Here is a 20200-nt window from a genome sequence, read left to right on the forward strand (position 1 = left end):
CTCCTTATCTATTCCTCTTACTCAAATAACCTGTGCTTCGTTTCGTAAGCTGTATTCATTAAAATCACTTGCTTAGCAAGCTGTTGCTTTGTATTAATAATAACAGGAGCCTGCAAATTAGCCGTTATCTTTTCCACAGAATCTGACATCGTAAGCAATACGTAAACAGCTGCATCTTCCGCTTGTTGTAATTGAAGCTTTTCGATTTCCTGAGGTTCTAGTTGAAAATCATAATCTAAAAAAAACTGAAATGGATCCGTGATAATAAAAGCTAATTCTTTGGTTTGAGTAGACTGCAGAACTTGGAAAGCTTCGGCTTCCGGAAGTGGTAAAATAACAAATTCAGTTTCTTCCAAAAAACCTGGAATCCCTTGATTAAATGTCAGTGTTTGCTGATTATCTATTTCTATATCTCCATGATAGCTTGTGGAAATTTTCATCTCATCACACCTTTGCTAATTAATTTTTTCTTGTTATCTTTTTTCATTATAAAAAAGCTCCTTCTGTGTAGAAGGAGCTTTTTAACGCAAGAAATCTAGCAGCGTAGGCTGAATAATTTGAGCCCCTACTCCCAAAGCAGCACGATGCACGCTTTCTTGTACGGTTAAATCCGTAATGACTTTTTCAATATCTGCATCTTCATTATTTGAAAGCATCTTAGTAGCCGTAATTTCCTGTGAATCAAGGCGGTTTTCGATCAGCTCAAGCCGATTGCTCCTTGCTCCCAATTCAGATCGCTCCGCTAATAGCGTAGACAGCTGCGTGTCTACCTGTGTAGAAAGATCTTTTAGTGAGTTTACATCGTTTTGTTCAAAAGCTGTTTGAACATTGTTCATTAAGTCGAATGCACCTTGTCCAAAGATGTTTTCAGGATGAATATTGACTCTCAGCTGGATACCTTTTGATACCTCAACCGAAAAAGGATCCAGATTAATATTCGATTCTATCATACCGCTTGCATTCTCACTAATCGGCGGTGCTCCCACATTTACACCGTTAAAGATATAGTTTCCTGCCACCTGCGTATTGCCGACTTGCATATAATCCAGCTTTAACTGTTCAATTTCACGTGCAATCGCTTGTCGGTCATCACTTTCATTCGTACCGTTTAACCCTTGCACGACCAGCTCTTTAGTGCGCTGAAGAATGGAATTGACTTGTTCAAGTCCTGATTCTGAACTATCAAACCAAGACTGAGCTTCTGTTAAATTACGTTTATATTGATTTACTTCAGAAAGATTAGACCGATACGCCATTCCTTTCGTAGCGACTACCGGGTCATCGGAAGGACGAGTAATTTTCTTTCCCGTTGATAATTGGTTTTGAAGGGTTTCCAGCTTATTATAGCTATTGCTAATCTGTTTTAACGAATTAGCCGCTAACATTCCTTGTGTGACACGCATCTTTACCTTCCTCCAGTTCCAAGACCGTTTACAATTTTATCAAGCATTTCATCAATCATCGTCACCATACGGGCACTAGCGTTATATGCATGCTGAAACTGAATCATATTGGTCATCTCTTCATCCAATGAAACTGCACTGGTAGACTGGCGCCTTTGCTCCACAGCTCCTTGGAGAGTTTCTGAATTACTTTTTAAGCGGTTGGCTTGTTGGGCATCTACTGACATTTGGCCAATGACAGATTGATAAAATCCATCTAATGAAACAGCTCCGTTTCCGGAATTAATAAGCACCTTTTGACGAAATTGAGACAACAGCTGAGCATTTTGTCCATCTCCTTTGCGGCCAGTTCCATCATCTTCAGAAGAGGCCGAAGAAGCAGCAGCGATATTGTTTGTGTTTTGTTTGATTTTATCAGCAATAACAATTCCAGTTGCAGCTCCTTCTTTCTGAGAAATCTCATTAAAAAAGGACACACCATTCTCACCATCTAGCGTGACACCTTGTTCGTGCTTATCATTAAACCAGTTCACAAATTCATATGCCATTTCATCTAAATCATCAATCATTGAAGCGTAAACACCAGTTCTATTACCACTATTATCTATATATCCAGAAGCCTCAATTAACCCTTTAAGTTTTCCTTGAGGAAATGACTCAGGGTTCCGTATCTCATCCCCTATATGAATGCCCGTCACATAGGAATCTTGATTTGTTGTCAAACTGATGGCATTTATTTGATGAGTTTTCCCATCTAAAAGAGTAATAGGTCCTTGAGACGTTTGAAGCTGAACCGTTACCACTCCTTCTGACGTTGCAGAAGCGTTCCCGCTGCTTTTTGTATACTCTAAAGAAACCGGCATAAATTTAGAAATCTCATCTAGCAGCCGATCTCTTTCATCATACAAATCATTAGGTAAATAGCCATTTGGTTCTACGTTTTGTATTTGTTGGTTCACATTATTTATTTGCTCTAGCAACGAATTTACTTGTGTTACGGCTACGTCACGCTCGTTTTGTAAATCACCTTGAATCGTTTTTAAAGAAGTAGATAAATAAGAGAAAGTATCGCCTACTGCTTCAGCTCGTTCAATCATAACAGACCTGGCTCCTGCTTCTGAAGGGTGTGAAGCTACATCTTGAATGGCCTCAAAGAATTGATTAAAAACAGCTGAAAGTCCATCTTCAGTAGGTTCATTCATAATTTCCTCCATTTTTTCAAGAGCACCAGCGCGTGCATCCCAATACCCCACTTTAATGGTTTCATCTCGATACTGGGTATCTAAAAATGTATCACGTATTCGCTCTACCGTGCTGGCTTCTACTCCCATTCCTATTTGACCCGCAGTCCCAGTCTGATTCATCCCTGGGGCCGGATAAGCTGGGAACGTTTCTAAACTTACTCGCTGACGCGTATAGCCCGGCGTATTTGCATTAGATACGTTATGGCCAATCGTGTAAAGAGCCGCTTGTTGGGCGTCCATTCCTCGTTTAGCCACCTGCAAACCATGAAATGTTGAACTCATTCTGCTTTCCTCCGTTCTTTATGCCTTCGAATTAAAAATAGAGTTGGACTGAAACGATCTATTATTTGTTTTTGTGTAATTGAACGAATCCTCTCGCTTCGATGGAACAAGAAGGTCTAGTTCGGTATGAATCAGCTGTAAAGACTGTGTGAGCAGCTGATTGTTTAAGTCATTTGCATACTTTATATCTTGAATGATATCTATTAGCTGTTTTTGAAAGGGTATCAAGATGGAGTATTCAGAGAATGAGCCTGCTATTTCTTCAATGGAGCGAGCAGTATGTCCGCTTTTTTCCATTGCTTCTATACGTTTTGTTTCCAGTGCAGAAATAGCAGCTATATGAGATTGCTCTTTTTGCAAAGAAGCCGTCAATGCCTTTACATCTTGTTTAATAATAAAATTCGTTTTCTCTTTAACAATGACATACAAACTTTTATGAAGCGTTACTTGTTTTTCTAGTATCGTTTGAATTTCTTGCACGTTCAATCAATGTCAGTCCTTTTATTTTTTATAGAAATCTACAATACTTTTAGCAATTTCTTTTCCGTTAATTTCGTATGTTCCGCTGTTAATTTGCTGTTTGAGCTTCTCCAATTTTTCAAGTCTTTCTGGAGATGGTTCATTTCCCTGAAGTTTCTTCGCCTCAGATGAAATATGAATCTGATCTTGTGGATTTTTTTTAGAGACCTGTTCTGTTTTTTCTGATTGTTTTTTGTACGGATTTATTCCAAATAAGTTCGATGGGTTAATCTTCATCTCTCTCACCTCTTTTTATATTTGTATCCGTTATCTCTATTCATTATATCGGAATTTCCACCTAAACCTTTAGCATCCGCAAGGAAGTTGAGACCATTTTCACAGTCCACCTTAAACATAGGTCTATAGATAGAGAGTCTGCAAACATTCAGCACACTTTTACTCTTTTTTCCTTTCGTTAGAACGATAGGTGGGACGCGTGGGCTCTTCATTTGAACGAATCATCTCACGATTATGCTTTTCTAACCCATGTTTAATTTCTTGAGAGCATGAATGGCAAAGTTTCCCTTCCCGAATCTGAGCGTTGCATTGCATGCATGGATAGCTTATATTTGGAAAGTTAGCTAACACTAAGCGACCTTGTCGAATAAATTGATGAATTAACAAATCTGAAACGCCCGTTTCTTTCATCACTTCGTAAGTCGTTGCTGTACGATTTGCTCTTTTCTTCAAGAATGAAGAAACACGTTGAAACAGAGCTTCTTCTTTGTCAAAACATGATTTACATATACTTATTGATCCAATTTTCACAAATAAATGACCGCATTCCCTGCAATTATCTAACGTTCCCATATTCGAAACTCCTCATTTGTTTTTTATTTTACTATCGGTCAAAGTTTTAAATTATACATCTTCATGCACGAATTAAAGTGAGCGAACGAACTGAACGTGCCCCAGCTTCCTGCAAACACTTTGCCGCTTGGCGCACGGTTGCTCCTGTTGTATAAATGTCATCAATCAAGAGAAATTCTTGATTCGTAACCATTGAGGAGTCGACTACTTTAAATTCCAGCCTTTCTGTCAGCCGACTTCGCCTATTTTTCTTTGATTGCTTTGTTCCTGAACAACGAACAAGAGGCATTTCTATGTTGTCACTGATCAGTTCAGCTAGTGCTAAAGATTGGTTAAACCCTCTTTCGTATAATCTCTCCTCCGTTAAAGGTACAGGAACTAGTATAGCTTTTGGGTTACATTCTTTTTTATAGAACTTATACCACTGCTCCTTGAATGCTTGGATAATTTCATAGTCTCCTTGAAATTTAAAACGCTCTATTATGCTTTGCATAAAATCACTGTACGTATAAAGAGAACGGTTAAAAAAAGAAGCATCATTCCATTTCTGACAGTCCTTACATGTGTCTAGCTCATAATGAGAAGGAGCCAGGTCTGCAAGAGAGCGGCCGCATCCCCTGCAAACGCTACTGGTGATGATGGGACATCTTTGCAAGCAAACAGTGCAAATCCTATCCGTTGAAGAAGATTTTAACAATGACCTCCAATCGAAAGAAGAGACAAGAGGTTCAAAACAAATCAGACATATTGTCATCGATCAATCAGCCCTTCCTTATAAGCTAGAGCATTCATATGTTTAATATGTCCTTTTGCTTTTCGCATAGACAGAGATTGTCCATAATGAAAAAAGACCACGTCTCCCGTTGGAAATTGAGCACTCCTCCCCACCCTTCCTGAAATCTGCACAAGAGCACTTTCAGTAAAAATCGTTTCTTCTGCTCCCAATACTGCAACATCTATGTTGGGAACCGTTACGCCTCGCTCCAATATGGTTGTCGTTACTAAAATAACGAGCTGCCCTTCTCTAAATTTCATTACTTTTTCTTTTCGCTGGGAATCTTCAGCATGGACACCGTCTACCTTTTCGGTCAGCTTTCGAATCATGTCTGTGATCGGAGCAATCCACTTAATTTGCGGGACGAAGACAAAGCATTGTTTCCCTTCATCTATTCTTTTTTTTACCCATTTCTCAACATTAGCAGGCAAGGTATCTGTTTTTATTTTTTTCTTCCAATTGCCACACCATTCAAACCGAGGAACAGGAATAAGCATTCGGTGATAGCGGGCTGGAATTTTAACTACTTGTTTTTTTCCTTGCTCAACGTCTTTTTTTAATGATTCACTTGGAGTCGCTGTTAAATAAATCTTTGACGCAACGTGTTTAGCTGCTTTTGCAACAGCATAGTGCAGCATAGGCTCTGTTGAATACGGGAATGCATCTACTTCGTCAATAATCAGCACATCGAATGCTTGATAATAATGCAAAAGTTGATGAGTGGTGGAAATAATAAGAGAGGATTCATGAAAACGGTCTTCGCTGCCTCCATACATAGCCAGCACAGATATATCCGGAAATGCCGATTGAATTCTTGGCTTTAACTCAATAACCACGTCTGTTCTTGGAGTAGCAATACAGACTTTCTTTCCGCTGTTCAACGCGGATTCAATACCTTTAAATAAAATTTCCGTTTTTCCTGCTCCGCAAACAGCCCAAATTAACAGCTCTCCATCCTTTTTTATAGCTTGAATGAGTTCATTTGAAGCACGTTCTTGAGCTTTAGACAGCGTGCCTTTCCAATTCATCACGCTGCTTTTTGGCAGGACATTACTTGCTGGCCCTTCCCAGTTTATAAAGGGTGTGCATTCACTTACTTTGCCCATTACAATACATGCTCGGCAATAGTAGCAGTTCTGGTGACATCTACTGCATGGAAATGAAGCGAAATAAAAAGGGCTATCACTTCCACACCGGTTGCATCTGTATCGATTTTCTTTTTGGGTAATTGCTTTTTGATAGGAAATATATCCGTTTAGGTAATGTTCATGAATGAGGGGTAAAGGATAGGGAGTCTGATTGAGTAGCAGCTGCTTTCCGCTTAAAGAGCGCTGAAGATCTAAAGAGTAAGGGTATGAAGGATTTAAAGGTGGAGTTCTCCACGTATCGATTTGAGAGAGAGGAAAAGCATCAGGACTAGGCACTTGAACGGGATCTAGCAGTTCTTGTTTAACAGTAAAAAGCATCTCTTCATTCCTTTCCATTTTTATCGTACACATCTATATACGCAAAAAAAGGTGTTTTTTCCTGCAAAAAAACCAAATCAAATGATTTGGTTTTCGATTACTTTTTATACCAGCCTATACCGATGGCACCTTCACCTAAATGCGTGCCAATGACAGCCCCAAAATAAGAAAGGCTCCATTCAATATGAGGATATTCTTGTTCTAAGTCTCGTTGAATTTCTTTTGCTTCATTTTCACGATTAGAATGAATAACTACAGCTTTCATAGGTACGTTTTCTTTTGCATCTTCATCAAGAAGCTCGGTAATTCGTTTTAATGCTCGCTTACGCGTACGAATTTTTTCAAACGGAACGATTTTTTTAGATTCAAAATGGAGCACGGGCTTTACTTGAAGAAGACTGCCAATAATAGCCTGAGCAGCATTTAGGCGACCTCCGCGCTGTAAGTGAGATAAATCATCTACCATAAAATAAGCACGCATTGATAGTTTCATCTCTTCGAAACGCGCAATGATTTCGTCAGGATGTTTATTTAATCGGACCATCTCGGCTCCTTCAATCGCATAAAAGCCCTGAACCATACAGCTGATTTCTGAATCAAATACGTGCACATCAAAGTCTTCTACCATGCTACCTGCCGTCAAAGCACCCTGATACGTTCCGCTAATTCCACTAGATAACGTAATAACGATAGCAGCATCGAACTGATCTCGTTTTAACTGTTCAAACAACTCTACAAATTCTCCAATAGCAGGCTGAGAAGTGGTTGGAAGATTTTTTGCTTCTTTAATTTTTTCAAAATATTGTTTTGCAGTCATATCTACTTCTTCACGATATGTTTCTTCACCAAAAATAACGCTTAGCGGTACCATATGTATATGATAGTTTGATCGAATTTCCTCTGATATATAGGCGGTACTATCTGTAATAATTGCTGTTTTCATAAGATAGGGATCCATCCTTTGTTATATAAAATAATTTCACTCTATTCTACAACATTTAGGATTAAAATGCATGTAACGAGAGGTTTACCTATTAGTAAAAGCTCCTTCACGTATACATATTAATTAACAAACCTTGAATTTCCCCTACCTGCTTGAGTAAATTTAAACTGTCTTTTTCTTTTTGAAGGATATCATTTGTCAAGTCAACTAGTTTCGTATCCACTTCTTTCACTAGCTTATATACTTTAGTCGTTCCTCTGTGGTTAAATCCTCTTTCTTCATGCAGTTCAAAACTATTTTTAACGACTTCGTTCATAAACTGCTTCACAAGCGTCTTGTATTTCCGCAAAGAATCAATAGTTTGACTTTTTACTAACTGCTTTCCCTGTTCTTCAATTTTATTTATCACTTGAGTTAAATGTTCATAGGTCAGTTCTTTTTGTTTCTTTACCATTACTCCTGTAAATGAAGCCGAACTACTTACTTCTTTTTCTCTAATGAGATTCACGGAAGAAGAAAGACCGTTAATTCGCTGTAACTCCACTATGTATCTCTCCTTTCTCTGTTAGTATACACTTCATTCAGTTTAGACTTTTAGATGTGCTTGCTTGATTAGCTGAAAAGTTTCGAGAGGCATCTGATGCGTGGATATGATGATTATCCTTTAGCTAAGAGTAATACGTATGTGCTGTTCATAAGAAGACAGCTTGTTTTTGCGGGGCGAAGAGGTAACTTTAGGCGTCTCTTTTAACACTTCATTCCAAGCGTTAGAAAGCTTCTTCATCATTTGTTGAACTTCACATAAAATAAACGTATCTTTTTTTAAATTAGCCATAATTAATCTCTCAGACATATAGTTGTAAAGGGTATCTAACTGCTCTGCAATAATACCTGCTTGATATGTTAAGCCAATTCCTAGACGATATAAAATATCGTTGCACTGTTTAATTTTTTCATTCGCTGTAAAATAATCGCTGTGTTGAATTGCTCTAACAGCTTCATCAATATTTTGAATAAATTTTTCATACATCATAGCTGTTAGCTCTTGAGGAGATTTATGATAGATTAATTCTTCCGTTATAAAATTCAGCTTCATCACCTTCTTGCCTTCTTTAAATCCATTTTCTATGTGTTGCGCTATAACTCTTAAATTTTTAAAGTATACCAGTTGAGGTTTGAATAAATTCTTTTACGACCTCATATGTATCTGAATGTATTGAAGACCTTCCTTTACAAGAGCTTGCATCAAATGGATGGACATTGTTTTGAGGTATGGATGCTTTTGTCGAAAGTTGAAGGACGAGTAAATGCACAGAGGTATCACCCTTCGCCTTCCTAGAAGATATCTTCTTCCCTTAACTTATCGGTTGGTTTCCTCTCTCATTACACATGACTTTTTACCCACAATTTCAAAAAAAGTTATAAAAAGAAAAAAAAAGTCCGATATACCTAGTGGTATATCGGACTTTTGAACTTATCTTACTTCTACCCAACCGTTTTTGATAGCCACAACAACAGCTTGCGTGCGATCATTTACATTCATTTTTTGCAAAATATTACTCACATGGTTTTTAACGGTTTTTTCACTAATATATAATGCTTCTCCGATTCCTCGGTTACTTTTACCATCAGCCAACAATTGTAGCACTTCACACTCACGACGTGTTAACAAATGCAGTGGACGGCGAATCTCAATTGGTTCGTGCGGATAAGAAGACGACTGTCCTTGAGCTGCTAGTCGACGGTACTCTTTTACTAAACTATGCGTTACTTTAGGGTGTAAATATGAACCACCTTCTGCAACTACTTTCACCGCTTCAATTAACGCATCCGCATCCATTTCTTTTAGCAGATAGCCTCGTGCCCCTGTTTGCAAGGCATGAGTTACATATGTCTCATCATCATGAATAGATAAGATAATAACTTTAGCATCCGGATTTACTTCTACAAGCTTTTTCGTAGCTTCTACACCATTCACAGCCGGCATATTAATATCCATGATTACAACATCAGGTTGATGTTCTTCTACAAGGTCAATAACTTCGCTACCGTCGTCACCTTCTGCAACTACTTCAAAATCTTTTTCGAAATCTAAAATTCTTTTTACTCCTTCACGGAATAATTGGTGATCGTCGATTATGATAATTCTTGTCTGCATGTTTGATTCCTCCCCAAATCGAACAACAAATGTTTTACTCTATATTGACCCCTATTTATATACATATCTCTGCCTTTTTAAGCGGCTATAATCGGTACTTTAATCATAACAAGCGTGCCTTGGTTAATTTTCGAATGAACAGAAATAGTCCCATCTAACAAATCAACACGCTCTTTCATTCCTATTAAGCCGAACGAATTCTCTTTTTTCTCTTCTTGATTAAAACCACAGCCGTCATCTTTGACCAGCAAAATAGCGTGTTCATTGTTGAACTCTATCTTCACCTGGATTTCCGTCGCGTCTGCATGTTTTAATGCGTTCGTTACAGCTTCTTGCACTAGACGAAACAGTGCTACTTCTAATTTTGAAGCAGTTCGCTTCTCTTGTCCAATGGAAATAAACGTAATCCGAGGCTTGCCTTCGTTATAATCTTCGATTGTATCAAGATATTTACGCAGCGTCGGAATTAGACCTAAGTCGTCAAGTGCCATCGGTCTTAAATCATATATAATTCGACGTACTTCGTATAGGGCAGAACGAACCATTTTTCGTAAATCTCGAATTTCTTCCATTGCTTCTTTTGCACTACGTTCCCGGTAAATTCGGTCAATTAATTCTGATCTCATCATAACATTTGCAAGCATTTGAGCTGGGCCGTCATGAATCTCTCTTGACAAACGTTTCCGTTCCTCTTCCTGAGCTTCAATAATCCGAAAGCCAAAATACTCTTTTTGAATAGCATCTTCTACTATTTCCCCTACTTGTTTTAAGTCACTTGTTAAATAATTTAACACAACGGAAATTTGACCTACTAAGTGATCTGCACGTTTAATCGTTTCTTCCAATGTAAGCAAGCGTCTTTCTAGTTCATCTCGACGATTACGCAGCTGATATTCGCTTTGCTGATTCATCAGCAGCTTGGTTTGTAATTCGTGTGCTTTTTCATAAGCGTCTTTTACTTCAGGCTCTGAATAAATTTGAAAATGTCGGCTCACATCAGACAAACGCTTTCGAGCCAACCTTGCCTGAGTTTCTAATTTATCACCTTGCTCTATCGTCTCAAGAACTTTTCCTTTTAACACTTCTAACTCTTCTTTAATTTGCTGATATTCTTGTCTGGCATCTTCAGAAAGGCGATAGACTTCATTTTTACTATCTCCCACTGTGCCAATAATCTTCTCAAAAATTTCATCAAGTGCCTTGCTTGTTAATTTATGTTTCGACATTTACTCACCCCAAACTATACTCACATTCGGAGAAATGTCTATACGTTCATGCTATATATAGTATTCGTATGACCTATCTGAATTGTGAGGATAAGATCCATATTTTCTCCCTATCTGACTTTTTATATCCAAAAAGTAACGGTTGTTTTAGTACCCTCAAACTCGACATCAATCGACGCTTGACTCGCGTTATTTGAATAGATTACCATTTACGCTCACTCTTCAACAGTGACTAACTGCCTGTTTAAATCATTTCATTATTTAGCTATACAAGCCTGCACACTATTTTATTATAACGTATATTCTGTATGGCTTGTTTAAGTGATGTTGAATTTGATTAATTGATGTCTTTTCATAAACATTTTATACTAATAGCAAGTAAACAGTACGTAAATACCCGTTTTTCTTCTATTTATAACGCTAAGGAGGATTTTTTGATTGTTATCACAATATTATACCGTAAAACAAGAAGGTTCACATGAAATCACTATTCAAAAATCTAGATTCATTTGTCATATGAAACGTGTAACAACTGAGGAAGAAGCTCAGCAATTTATTCAAAACATTAAAAAACAGCACTGGAATGCTACTCATAACTGTTCAGCTTACCTAATTGGAGAACGAGATCAATTTCAAAAAGCAAACGATGATGGAGAACCAAGTGGAACAGCAGGCGTACCAATGTTAGAAGTGCTTAAAAAGAGAGGCTTAAAAGATACGGTAGTCGTCGTTACGCGCTATTTCGGAGGTATTAAATTGGGCGCAGGTGGATTGGTGCGCGCGTATGGAAAATCCGTTTCCGAAGCGTTAAATGAATTAGGTACAGTCAAACGAACTCTCATGGCGGTTATGCATACAACCGTCGACTATACATGGCTTGGAAAATTAGAAAATGAGCTTCGCAGTTCCGTTTATCTATTAAAAGAAATCCACTACGCAGACATGGTAGAGATTGAAACATTTGTAGAGGAAGCTCAAACAGAAGCATTTATTGAATGGCTGACCGAGCTAACAAACGGCCAAGCAGATATTCGAGCAGGTGAGACGACCTATTTAGAAGAAGATGTAGAATGAATTATTTACTCTTATTAAAAAACATTGTACAATTGATAAATAGCGCAACTATTCTGATGGTTGCGCTACTTGTCAATGAGTAAAAACCTCGTAAAGACGCATAGCTTTGACGAGTTTGATTCATACATTCCAATTTATAACACATACTAAGTGTCACAATAAGTGTTCGAATATACGAATAAAAGGAGAAACCGTATGGCTCAATATAGACGTTTTCAAAAAAGAGTAAACAAACGGAAAAGAAAACGAAGGCTTTTTACATTTTTTCTGTTACCTATCCTTATTTTAGGGCTTTCTGCAACCGCTTATGGCTCTTATTTATTTGTTAAGGCTAAAACAGTAGCTTCTGATTCTTATGAAGGACTTGGAGATCGCGATAACTCTCCTATGCGTGATCGTAAAATCGATCCCAAAAAAGATGATATATCCATTTTATTTATGGGCGTAGATGACAGTGAAACCAGGAAGTTCGGAAAATCAGCCCGTACAGATGCTTTGATTTTGGCGACCTTTAACGAAACAAATAAAACCGTAAAGCTTGTAAGCATACCTCGAGATTCGCGGGTTTATATACCTGAAGTGAACAAAAAAGATAAAATTACGCATGCGCATGCGTACGGAGGTCCAAAAGCAACTGTAGAAACGGTAGAACAGCTGTTTAATGTCCCTGTTGATTACTATGTTAAAGTGAATTTTAAAGCTTTCACAGACATTGTAGACTCACTTGGGGGAATCGATTTTGATGTACCTTATGCGATGAGTGAAAAGGACTCAAAAGATCGTCATAATGCTATTGTCTTAAAACCAGGAAACCAACATTTAAATGGTGAAGAAGCGTTAGCTGTTGCTCGAACACGAAAACAAGACAACGATATTGAGCGAGGAAAAAGACAGCAGCAGTTGATCGAAGCCATGATTAAAAAAGCTGCTTCCATTGGATCACTTAATAAATATGGCAATCTTATCGAAGCTGTTGGCGATAATATGAAAACGAATTTAATGTTCGGTGAAATGCTTTCGTTTTATGATTACGCTTCGAAAAAAGTAGACATCGAAACCATTAACTTAGACGGTAGCGATGAAAAAATTAACGGCGTTTACTACTTCAAACTAGACAATGATTCAGTGGAAAAAGTAAGTGAAAAGCTCCGCAAGCATTTAGGCATTGAATCAACTTCAGATACAACAGAATAATTAAAAAGACCTCTTGGATATGCAAGAGGTCTTTTTAATTAATTTTTCAAACGAAGCCCACGAACCATGTTAAGAATTGGCCTATATGTCTTATCAACTAATCCTATTTTTTCAACGATAATTTCAATCGCCACAAGGAGGATAGCTAGTACAAGAAAAGACCCCCACATTGTTTGTACCTTTGAAAAGATAACTGCCGCTAAGCCAAATATCGCACTCATTCCATAAATAATTAAAACCGTTTGTCTATGGCTGTACCCTAAGCGCAACAAGCAATGATGCAAATGAGATTTATCAGGAGCCGATAGCGGTTGATTTTTTACGATTCGGCGAATAATAGCAAAGAACGTATCTGAAATTGGTACCCCTAAAATAATAACTGGAACAATGAAGGAAATAACCGCTACATTTTTAAATCCTAACAGAGACAATACAGAAATCATATAGCCTAAAAATAGTGCTCCTGTATCGCCCATGAAAATCTTAGCGGGGTGAAAGTTGTAAAACAAAAATCCGAGCGTACTTCCCAATACGATGAAACCCATGCTTGTCACAAACACATTACCCATCATAATAGCCATACCAGAGATGGTAATCAATACAATAGAGGAAACGCCGGCAGCTAATCCATCCAATCCATCAATTAAATTAATAGCATTGGTAATTCCTACAATCCATAATACCGTAATTGGAATACTTAACATTCCGAATTCTAATTTTCCGCCAAACGGCAAGTTAATGAAGTCAATTTGGACTCCACCGTATACAACAACAATTAATGTCGCTACTAGCTGACCGCCTAATTTGATTTTAGCGGATAGCTCAATCATATCATCTAAGACACCGGTAATGATGATAATGATGCTTCCGATTAAAATCGGCAGCGCATATTTACTGTCAGGCTGTAAAACGAGGTATCCAATAAGAAAACTAAAAAATATCGCCAAACCTCCAAGGCGAGGCATAATTTTTTGATGAACTTTTCGTTGATTTGGTTTATCCGTTGCACCTATTTTAAACGCCAGCTTCTTAACCAGCGGAGTGATCAGAATAGATGTAATAAAACAAATAAACAAGGTCAAATATAGCATGGAGACCCTCCTCAGGTTTATGTTAACCAAAACCATAAAAAATGTATCCAACTTTATATAATTGGATAGTATTTCAAATTGCGTATAACAATAATTACTTACTTATTCCCAAAATGGATTATATCACAATGATTCTACTACTTAAATAGAAATTTATTCTCAAAAATTAGCACATTTACAAACTATTAATAGAAAAGAACTGTATTTTTTGGTGTATAAACAGCTGATTTACTTTATTCTTATGTGGTTATTTTATGTAGAACATTTTCTTTACTATATTTTATTAAAATATAAGCGAACTCCCCCCTTTTCGTCTAATTTATTCGTCATCTTTAACTCTTTTTCCTTTTTATTAAGCATATTTAAACCTTTATTTTTATTTCACATGGCCCCACTCATTATATGAACAAACTTTTGACCTATGCATGTCCACTACTTCAAACCACATTCGCTGAATCGTTGTCCTTATCTTATATCATTTAAAAGTTAAAATATAGTGAAATGGACAGAGATAAAATTAAACAAAAAAAGGAATTTTATCAAAAAAATGAAACTTTTTTTGATGCGGTTCGTAATACATAGTAGAAACAGTATCAATCATCTTACATAAAGGGGGTGTTGAATGAACTATGTTCGGTCTATCTGTTCAAACAGTGTATTTGTATGGATTAATTATCTGCGGAAGTCTCACCTTCTTATACATTTTATTTAGCGATTTGTTAGATGGATTATCCGAAGCGATACCTTTTTTTAACCCCACTCTTCTTTTTTCTTTTTTAACATTCTTTAGTGCCAGTGGATATTTGTTCACCTATACGTCATTGCAAAATTATTGGATTATTTCGATTTCCGCTCTTATTGCCCTTCTACTCGTTATTTTGCTCAACGTTTTCGTATTGATTCCTTTATCATCGGCTGAAGAGTCTCTTGCTTTTACTGAAGATTCGTTAAAAGGAAGACTTGGTACCATTATTACTTCCGTTCCTGCAGATGGTTATGGAGAAGTATTTATCGAAGGGGTTAGCGGCACGATCTCCAAACCCGCTGCCAGCTTTAAAAACACTGCTATACCTTTAGGCAGCAAAGTGCTTGTGGTAGATATACAAAGGGGCAACGCACTCGTTGTGATTTACGAAGAAGTTATGACCAATCACTCATTATAAATAGTATTAGGGGGAGTTTTATGTTTTCAACACCTATATTAGTTGTCGTTGGAATTGTTGTTTTTTTATTAATTGCGCTGATTGCCGTATTTATTACAAAATACCGTACAGCAGGTCCAGATGAAGCGTTAATTGTAACAGGGAGCTATCTCGGAAATAAAAACGTGCACGTCGATGAATCCGGAAACCGCATTAAAATTGTTCGCGGCGGCGGTACGTTTGTACTGCCAGTTTTTCAGCAGGCTGAGCCTCTGAGCTTGCTGTCAAGCAAACTGGAAGTATCTACACCTGAAGTATATACAGAACAAGGTGTTCCTGTTATGGCTGATGGGGTATCAATCATCAAAATTGGAGGTTCTATTTCAGAAATCGCAACGGCCGCTGAGCAGTTTTTGGGCAAAGCAAAAGAAGATCGTGAAACCGAAGCTAGAGAAGTCTTAGAAGGTCACCTTCGTTCGATTCTTGGTTCTATGACGGTCGAAGAAATTTATAAAAACCGTGAAAAATTCTCTCAAGAAGTACAGCGCGTAGCTTCACAAGATCTAGCTAAAATGGGATTAATTATTGTATCGTTTACAATTAAAGACGTTCGGGATAAGAACGGCTATCTAGAATCGCTAGGGAAGCCTCGTATTGCTCAAGTTAAGCGAGATGCTGACATTGCAACAGCGGAAGCTGAAAAAGAAACAAGAATCAAGCGTGCCGAGGCTCATAAAGATGCCCAAAAAGCGGAGCTTGAGCGAAATACAGAAATCGCGGAAGCTGAAAAAATGAATCAATTAAAAACCGCTGAATATCGTCGCGAACAAGATATTGCCAAAGCTCGTGCTGACCAAGCGTATGATCTAGAAACAGCTCGCGCGAAACAAGATGTAACAGAACAAGAAATGCAAATCCGCATTATTGAACGTCAGAAACAAATTGAATTAGAAGAAAAAGAAATTCTTCGTCGTGAGCGTCAATACGATTCTGAAGTAAAAAAGAAAGCAGATGCAGATCGTTACTCTGTTGAGCAATCCGCAGAAGCTGAAAAAGCAAAACAGCTTGCGGAAGCTGACGCCAACAAATATCGAATTGAAGCAATGGCTAAAGCTGAAGCTGAACGCGTTCGAATTGATGGTTTAGCAAAAGCTGACGCTCAGCGTGCCCAAGGTGAATCTGAAGCTGAGATTATCCGCTTAAAAGGTTTAGCAGAAGCAGAGGCTAAACAAAAAGTTGCGGAAGCATTCGAGCAGTTTGGTCAAGCGGCTATTTTAGATATGATTATCAAAATGCTTCCTGAATATGCAAAACAAGTTGCAAGTCCTTTAGCAAATATCGATAAAATTACGGTTGTGGATACAGGAAGCAACGGTGAAAACAGCGGAGCTAATAAAGTGACTGGTTATGCAACAAACTTAATGTCTTCTCTTCAAGAATCGCTGAAAGCATCCTCAGGTATAGATGTAAAGGAATTGATTGAGAACTTTTCTGGAAAAGGAAATGTGCGCCAGAGCTTGCACGAACTAACGGATGAAATCAAGCAACAAAACAAAAAAGAAGATATCTAAAAATAAAAAGCATGCGGATATAATCCGCATGCTTTTTTAACCTCTTAACACTCGAAGAAGAAACCTAGGCAATTCTAACTGACGCTTCCATCTCCATGGTTCTTTTAATAGTCGATAAAGCCACTCTAAACCAAATTTTTGAAAAACAGCCGGTGCCCGGTTCAATCGTCCTGAAATAACATCAAACGAGCCGCCTACGCCTTGATAAACAGAAGGATTGAGTTTTTCTTTATGAGCAATAATCCAATTTTCTTGCGCTGGACTGCCTAAAGCGACAAACACAATTTCTGCTCCTGAATCATTAATCGTACGTTCAATAACTTCTTCATTTTTTTCATAGCCATTTAATGTTCCAACAATTAAAATCCCTGGAAACATCTCTTCCAATTTAGCTTTGGCTTCATCTGCAATGCCAGGCTTGGCTCCGTATAAAAAAATTCTTTTACCGTTATTAGTTGCTTCTTTGCACAGCTTCAGCATCATATCAATACCCGTTACACGCTCACGAATACGTCCCTTTTTGAGCTTTGAAGCTAAAATCACACCGATTCCATCTGGAATTTGATAAGTCGCTTGATTTAACAGTGACTTTAGTTCCTGATCTTCTTGTGCTTTCATAATTTTTTCAGGATTGATTGCTACAATAAATGATTTTCGGCCTTTATCTATATCCTGAAGTAACTTTGCCGCTAGCTCATCGTACGTGTCGCTACAAACGTCTATTCCTAAGATGTTTTCCTTCATTAAATCACCCGTATGTTGATTTTTTAGTTTTTTACAAACGAAAGACAGGCTGTTCAGCCCGTCTTTTTATAAAGTAGAAACTTTTGAATCACCAAGTAACACTACGTCAAAGCCTGCTGCTTTCCATTGATCACGCTGAATGCAGTTTTTCGTATCAAAAATAATCTTTGTACGCATATGATTTTCAACAGCTGATGGAAGAAGCTCTTTGAACTCATTATGATCTGTTAAAATAAGAATCACATCTGCATGTGCAACAGCTTCATCCAAACTTTGCGTCTGACGTTCGATTTTATTCTCTTTGATATGAGGATCAAATGCTGTGTAATCAACACCTAGCTTTTCTAAGTGATGAAGCACATCCGTTGATGGACTTTCACGCATATCATCAATATTTCCTTTAAAAGCTAAACCTAAAACAGCTACACGTCCATGTTGAATGCCCTTCTCATCTAGTAGGCTTTTCGTTTTTAATGCTGTATATTCAGGCATTGAATCATTTGTCTGACGAGAAAGAGAAATAATTTTCGCAAGTTCTGGCTGAAGCTCCGTTAAGAACCAAGGGTCAACAGCAATACAGTGGCCGCCTACACCAGGACCTGGTAAATGGATGTTTACACGTGGATGATAGTTCGCTAACTTAATCGCTTCCCACGCATTTACACCAATTTTTTCACTGATTTTTGCCAGCTCATTTGCAAAGGCAATGTTCACATCACGATATGTGTTTTCAATTACTTTCACCATTTCAGCTGTTGTAGCATCCGTTACGTGAATATTTCCTTTTACAAATGTTTTATAAAGCTCAACAGTCAAGCGACTGGACTCTTCGTTAATACCACCGACAATACGGTCATTATTTACTAGTTCCTCAAATACTTTTCCTGGAATAACACGTTCAGGTGAGTGAGAAACAAATAACTCACTGCCTAATTCTAAACCAGTTTCTTTTAGCACAGGTAGCATAACGTCTTCTACTGTACGCGGAGGAACTGTGGATTCTAAAATAACTAAATTTCCTTTACGAACGTAAGGAACAATTGATTTTGTCGCTTCTCGAACATAGTTCAAGTTTGCCGTTTTATCTTCATTAATTGGTGATGGTACAGCAATAATAAAAATATCCGCCTCTTCAGCTGTTGTGCCTACCGTAAAGTGGCCGTTGTCAACTGCTGATTCTAAACGTTCTTGTAAGCCATTTTCTTCTATATGAAGTTGCTTATTTTTAATTAATTCTACTGCTTTTTCATTTACGTCAACACCATGTACATATAAGCCGTGATTGGCAAACATAACAGCTGTCGGTAAACCTATATATCCTAAACCAACTACACACAATTTCTTTGTCATTGCAGAAAATCTCCTTTATATGACATGCTTAATAAATAAAACCTATCTGATATTATATCGAAAAATGTCATTTCATGATAGCATTTATATAAAAACATGAAATAATTTCTTTTACTTATTATTATGTAACATTTTATGAGAATTCATCAATAAACGATATAACCATCTTTTGTACAACGGGCTCTAACCCAAAAGAACTATTGAAAATCTCCATGATTCCCAATAGTTCTCCTAGTAAATCTATTTTTACATATGCCCTTCTTTTTCGACAATTTCTCTAAAATAGCTCACTAACTCTTCTCGCAGCGGTTCTCTTTGTAAGGCTAAATCAATTGTTGCTTTAATGAATCCAAATTTATCTCCAACATCATAACGTTTTCCTTCGAAATAATAAGCAAGAACACGTTGAAATTCATTCAGACGTAAAATAGCATCTGTTAATTGAATTTCTCCACCTGCACCAATCTCTTCTCTGCTTAAGATATCAAAAATTTCCGGTGTTAAAATATAGCGCCCCATAATTGCATAGCCTGAAGGGGCATCTTCTGGATTCGGTTTTTCAACGAGCGTTTCTACGTCTAATAATCCTTTTTCAAGAGGCTCTCCTTTAGGACCTACAATTCCGTACTTTGAGGTTTCTTTCCTAGGCACCTCCTGTACACCAACTACAGCGCATTCATATTTTTCGTATACGTCCATTAACTGTTTCAAACAAGGTGTTTCTGATTGGACTACATCATCCCCTAGCATAACAGCAAACGGTTCATCTCCGATAAAACTTCTTGCACAGTGAATGGCATGACCTAATCCTTTAGGTTCCTTTTGACGAATGTAGTGAACATTAGCCAAATTCGAAATCCCCTGCACTTCTTCAAGCATGTCCCACTTTTCCTTTGCCGCTAATGTTTCTTCTAGCTCATATGATTTATCAAAATGATCCTCGATTGCTCGTTTTCCGCGACCGCTTACAATTAAAATATCTTCAATACCTGATGCTACTGCTTCTTCCACAATGTATTGAATCGTTGGTTTATCTACAATTGGCAGCATTTCTTTAGGCTGTGCTTTTGTAGCCGGCAAAAAGCGTGTCCCTAATCCAGCTGCTGGAATAATAGCTTTACGAATTTTCACTTACTTTTCCTCCTGTCAATGTCAATCGTGCTTATTGGTTATAGTATAGTAAGTCTTCGATTGAGTATGTACACAAA

General features: G+C 37.6%; 21 protein-coding genes. 4 read left to right on the plus strand and 17 right to left on the minus strand.

What is annotated here, in order from left to right; genetic code table 11:
• Positions 1-17: 17 nt before the first annotated feature.
• From fliW to ACRPLY_RS20425, 13 genes are all read right to left on the minus strand, one after another.
• The gene (gene fliW, locus ACRPLY_RS20365) at positions 18-440 is read right to left on the minus strand and encodes a flagellar assembly protein FliW (RefSeq protein ID WP_028412016.1); all 423 of its coding nucleotides are present in this window, start codon (positions 438-440) and stop codon (positions 18-20) included.
• Between the two features lie 81 nt (positions 441-521).
• Complete coding sequence (gene flgL / locus ACRPLY_RS20370) at positions 522-1403, minus strand: flagellar hook-associated protein FlgL (protein WP_028412015.1); 882 nt, start codon at positions 1401-1403, stop codon at positions 522-524.
• 2 nt (positions 1404-1405) lie between these two features.
• Positions 1406-2929: a flagellar hook-associated protein FlgK gene (gene flgK, locus ACRPLY_RS20375; RefSeq protein ID WP_028412014.1), complete on the minus strand. Its 1524-nt coding sequence runs from the start codon at positions 2927-2929 to the stop codon at positions 1406-1408.
• An 18-nt stretch (positions 2930-2947) separates the two neighbouring features.
• Positions 2948-3409, minus strand: coding sequence for a flagellar protein FlgN (locus ACRPLY_RS20380; RefSeq protein WP_223546706.1), 462 nt, complete (start codon positions 3407-3409; stop codon positions 2948-2950).
• 21 nt (positions 3410-3430) lie between these two features.
• Complete coding sequence (gene flgM / locus ACRPLY_RS20385; protein ID WP_014457790.1) at positions 3431-3685, minus strand: flagellar biosynthesis anti-sigma factor FlgM; 255 nt, start codon at positions 3683-3685, stop codon at positions 3431-3433.
• Positions 3686-3844: 159 nt separating this feature from the next.
• Entirely contained in the window at positions 3845-4258 is a 414-nt protein-coding gene (locus tag ACRPLY_RS20390) for a TIGR03826 family flagellar region protein (RefSeq protein WP_028412012.1), read from the minus strand.
• A 61-nt stretch (positions 4259-4319) separates the two neighbouring features.
• Complete coding sequence (locus tag ACRPLY_RS20395) at positions 4320-4913, minus strand: ComF family protein (RefSeq protein WP_224980623.1); 594 nt, start codon at positions 4911-4913, stop codon at positions 4320-4322.
• A 95-nt stretch (positions 4914-5008) separates the two neighbouring features.
• Positions 5009-6499, minus strand: a complete 1491-nt coding sequence (locus ACRPLY_RS20400; protein ID WP_432232099.1) for a DEAD/DEAH box helicase — start codon at positions 6497-6499, stop codon at positions 5009-5011.
• A gap of 97 nt (positions 6500-6596) precedes the next feature.
• Positions 6597-7442 carry a DegV family protein gene (locus ACRPLY_RS20405; RefSeq protein ID WP_028412009.1) on the minus strand — a complete coding sequence of 282 codons (846 nt, stop codon included), beginning with the start codon at positions 7440-7442 and terminating at the stop codon, positions 6597-6599.
• A gap of 106 nt (positions 7443-7548) precedes the next feature.
• Complete coding sequence (locus tag ACRPLY_RS20410; RefSeq protein ID WP_028412008.1) at positions 7549-7986, minus strand: YaaR family protein; 438 nt, start codon at positions 7984-7986, stop codon at positions 7549-7551.
• A gap of 120 nt (positions 7987-8106) precedes the next feature.
• Entirely contained in the window at positions 8107-8538 is a 432-nt protein-coding gene (gene fliS, locus ACRPLY_RS20415) for a flagellar export chaperone FliS (protein WP_081732844.1), read from the minus strand.
• A 378-nt stretch (positions 8539-8916) separates the two neighbouring features.
• Positions 8917-9600 carry a response regulator gene (locus ACRPLY_RS20420; protein WP_013059772.1) on the minus strand — a complete coding sequence of 228 codons (684 nt, stop codon included), beginning with the start codon at positions 9598-9600 and terminating at the stop codon, positions 8917-8919.
• Positions 9601-9677: 77 nt separating this feature from the next.
• Positions 9678-10826, minus strand: coding sequence for a sensor histidine kinase (locus ACRPLY_RS20425; RefSeq protein ID WP_013059773.1), 1149 nt, complete (start codon positions 10824-10826; stop codon positions 9678-9680).
• Between the two features lie 438 nt (positions 10827-11264).
• On the opposite strand from ACRPLY_RS20425, the gene ACRPLY_RS20430 reads away from it, so the two are divergent.
• Entirely contained in the window at positions 11265-11900 is a 636-nt protein-coding gene (locus tag ACRPLY_RS20430; RefSeq protein WP_432232100.1) for a YigZ family protein, read from the plus strand.
• A 195-nt stretch (positions 11901-12095) separates the two neighbouring features.
• Positions 12096-13094, plus strand: coding sequence for an LCP family protein (locus ACRPLY_RS20435; RefSeq protein ID WP_028412005.1), 999 nt, complete (start codon positions 12096-12098; stop codon positions 13092-13094).
• Positions 13095-13132: 38 nt separating this feature from the next.
• Here ACRPLY_RS20435 and ACRPLY_RS20440 read toward each other — a convergent pair whose 3' ends face one another.
• On the minus strand, positions 13133-14185 hold the full coding sequence (locus ACRPLY_RS20440) for a glycosyltransferase family 4 protein (protein WP_013059776.1): 1053 nt from the start codon (positions 14183-14185) through the stop codon (positions 13133-13135).
• Positions 14186-14814: 629 nt separating this feature from the next.
• Here ACRPLY_RS20440 and ACRPLY_RS20445 point away from each other — a divergent pair.
• Together ACRPLY_RS20445 and ACRPLY_RS20450 are read left to right on the plus strand one after the other, a co-directional pair.
• Positions 14815-15348 (plus strand): NfeD family protein, encoded by a 534-nt coding sequence (locus tag ACRPLY_RS20445; protein ID WP_013059777.1) that lies wholly within the window; start codon positions 14815-14817, stop codon positions 15346-15348.
• A gap of 20 nt (positions 15349-15368) precedes the next feature.
• Positions 15369-16898 carry a flotillin family protein gene (locus ACRPLY_RS20450; protein WP_028412004.1) on the plus strand — a complete coding sequence of 510 codons (1530 nt, stop codon included), beginning with the start codon at positions 15369-15371 and terminating at the stop codon, positions 16896-16898.
• Between the two features lie 36 nt (positions 16899-16934).
• Here the strand turns inward: ACRPLY_RS20450 and ACRPLY_RS20455 are convergent, their stop codons facing one another.
• From ACRPLY_RS20455 to galU, 3 genes are all read right to left on the minus strand, one after another.
• Positions 16935-17642, minus strand: coding sequence for a WecB/TagA/CpsF family glycosyltransferase (locus ACRPLY_RS20455; RefSeq protein ID WP_028412003.1), 708 nt, complete (start codon positions 17640-17642; stop codon positions 16935-16937).
• Positions 17643-17708: 66 nt separating this feature from the next.
• A complete protein-coding gene (locus tag ACRPLY_RS20460; RefSeq protein WP_028412002.1) occupies positions 17709-18992 on the minus strand; it encodes a nucleotide sugar dehydrogenase in 1284 nt (427 codons plus the stop codon).
• Between the two features lie 246 nt (positions 18993-19238).
• Positions 19239-20123 (minus strand): UTP--glucose-1-phosphate uridylyltransferase GalU, encoded by an 885-nt coding sequence (galU, locus tag ACRPLY_RS20465; protein WP_028412001.1) that lies wholly within the window; start codon positions 20121-20123, stop codon positions 19239-19241.
• Between the last annotated feature and the right edge of the window lie 77 nt (positions 20124-20200).

Source organism: Priestia sp. TGN 0903 (assembly GCF_050846855.1).
GTDB classification, from domain to species: domain Bacteria; phylum Bacillota; class Bacilli; order Bacillales; family Bacillaceae_H; genus Priestia; species Priestia zanthoxyli.

Coding starts and splice junctions, on each gene's coding strand:
- fliW (WP_028412016.1), bottom strand. CDS start 440: ATGAAAATTTCCACAAGCTATCATGGAGATATAGAAATAGATAATCAG.
- flgL (WP_028412015.1), bottom strand. CDS start 1,403: ATGCGTGTCACACAAGGAATGTTAGCGGCTAATTCGTTAAAACAGATT.
- flgK (WP_028412014.1), bottom strand. CDS start 2,929: ATGAGTTCAACATTTCATGGTTTGCAGGTGGCTAAACGAGGAATGGAC.
- flgM (WP_014457790.1), bottom strand. CDS start 3,685: ATGAAGATTAACCCATCGAACTTATTTGGAATAAATCCGTACAAAAAA.
- ACRPLY_RS20390 (WP_028412012.1), bottom strand. CDS start 4,258: ATGGGAACGTTAGATAATTGCAGGGAATGCGGTCATTTATTTGTGAAA.
- ACRPLY_RS20400 (WP_432232099.1), bottom strand. CDS start 6,499: ATGCTTTTTACTGTTAAACAAGAACTGCTAGATCCCGTTCAAGTGCCT.
- ACRPLY_RS20405 (WP_028412009.1), bottom strand. CDS start 7,442: ATGAAAACAGCAATTATTACAGATAGTACCGCCTATATATCAGAGGAA.
- fliS (WP_081732844.1), bottom strand. CDS start 8,538: ATGAAGCTGAATTTTATAACGGAAGAATTAATCTATCATAAATCTCCT.
- ACRPLY_RS20420 (WP_013059772.1), bottom strand. CDS start 9,600: ATGCAGACAAGAATTATCATAATCGACGATCACCAATTATTCCGTGAA.
- ACRPLY_RS20425 (WP_013059773.1), bottom strand. CDS start 10,826: ATGTCGAAACATAAATTAACAAGCAAGGCACTTGATGAAATTTTTGAG.
- ACRPLY_RS20435 (WP_028412005.1), top strand. CDS start 12,096: ATGGCTCAATATAGACGTTTTCAAAAAAGAGTAAACAAACGGAAAAGA.
- ACRPLY_RS20440 (WP_013059776.1), bottom strand. CDS start 14,185: ATGCTATATTTGACCTTGTTTATTTGTTTTATTACATCTATTCTGATC.
- ACRPLY_RS20445 (WP_013059777.1), top strand. CDS start 14,815: ATGTTCGGTCTATCTGTTCAAACAGTGTATTTGTATGGATTAATTATC.
- ACRPLY_RS20450 (WP_028412004.1), top strand. CDS start 15,369: ATGTTTTCAACACCTATATTAGTTGTCGTTGGAATTGTTGTTTTTTTA.
- ACRPLY_RS20455 (WP_028412003.1), bottom strand. CDS start 17,642: ATGAAGGAAAACATCTTAGGAATAGACGTTTGTAGCGACACGTACGAT.
- ACRPLY_RS20460 (WP_028412002.1), bottom strand. CDS start 18,992: ATGACAAAGAAATTGTGTGTAGTTGGTTTAGGATATATAGGTTTACCG.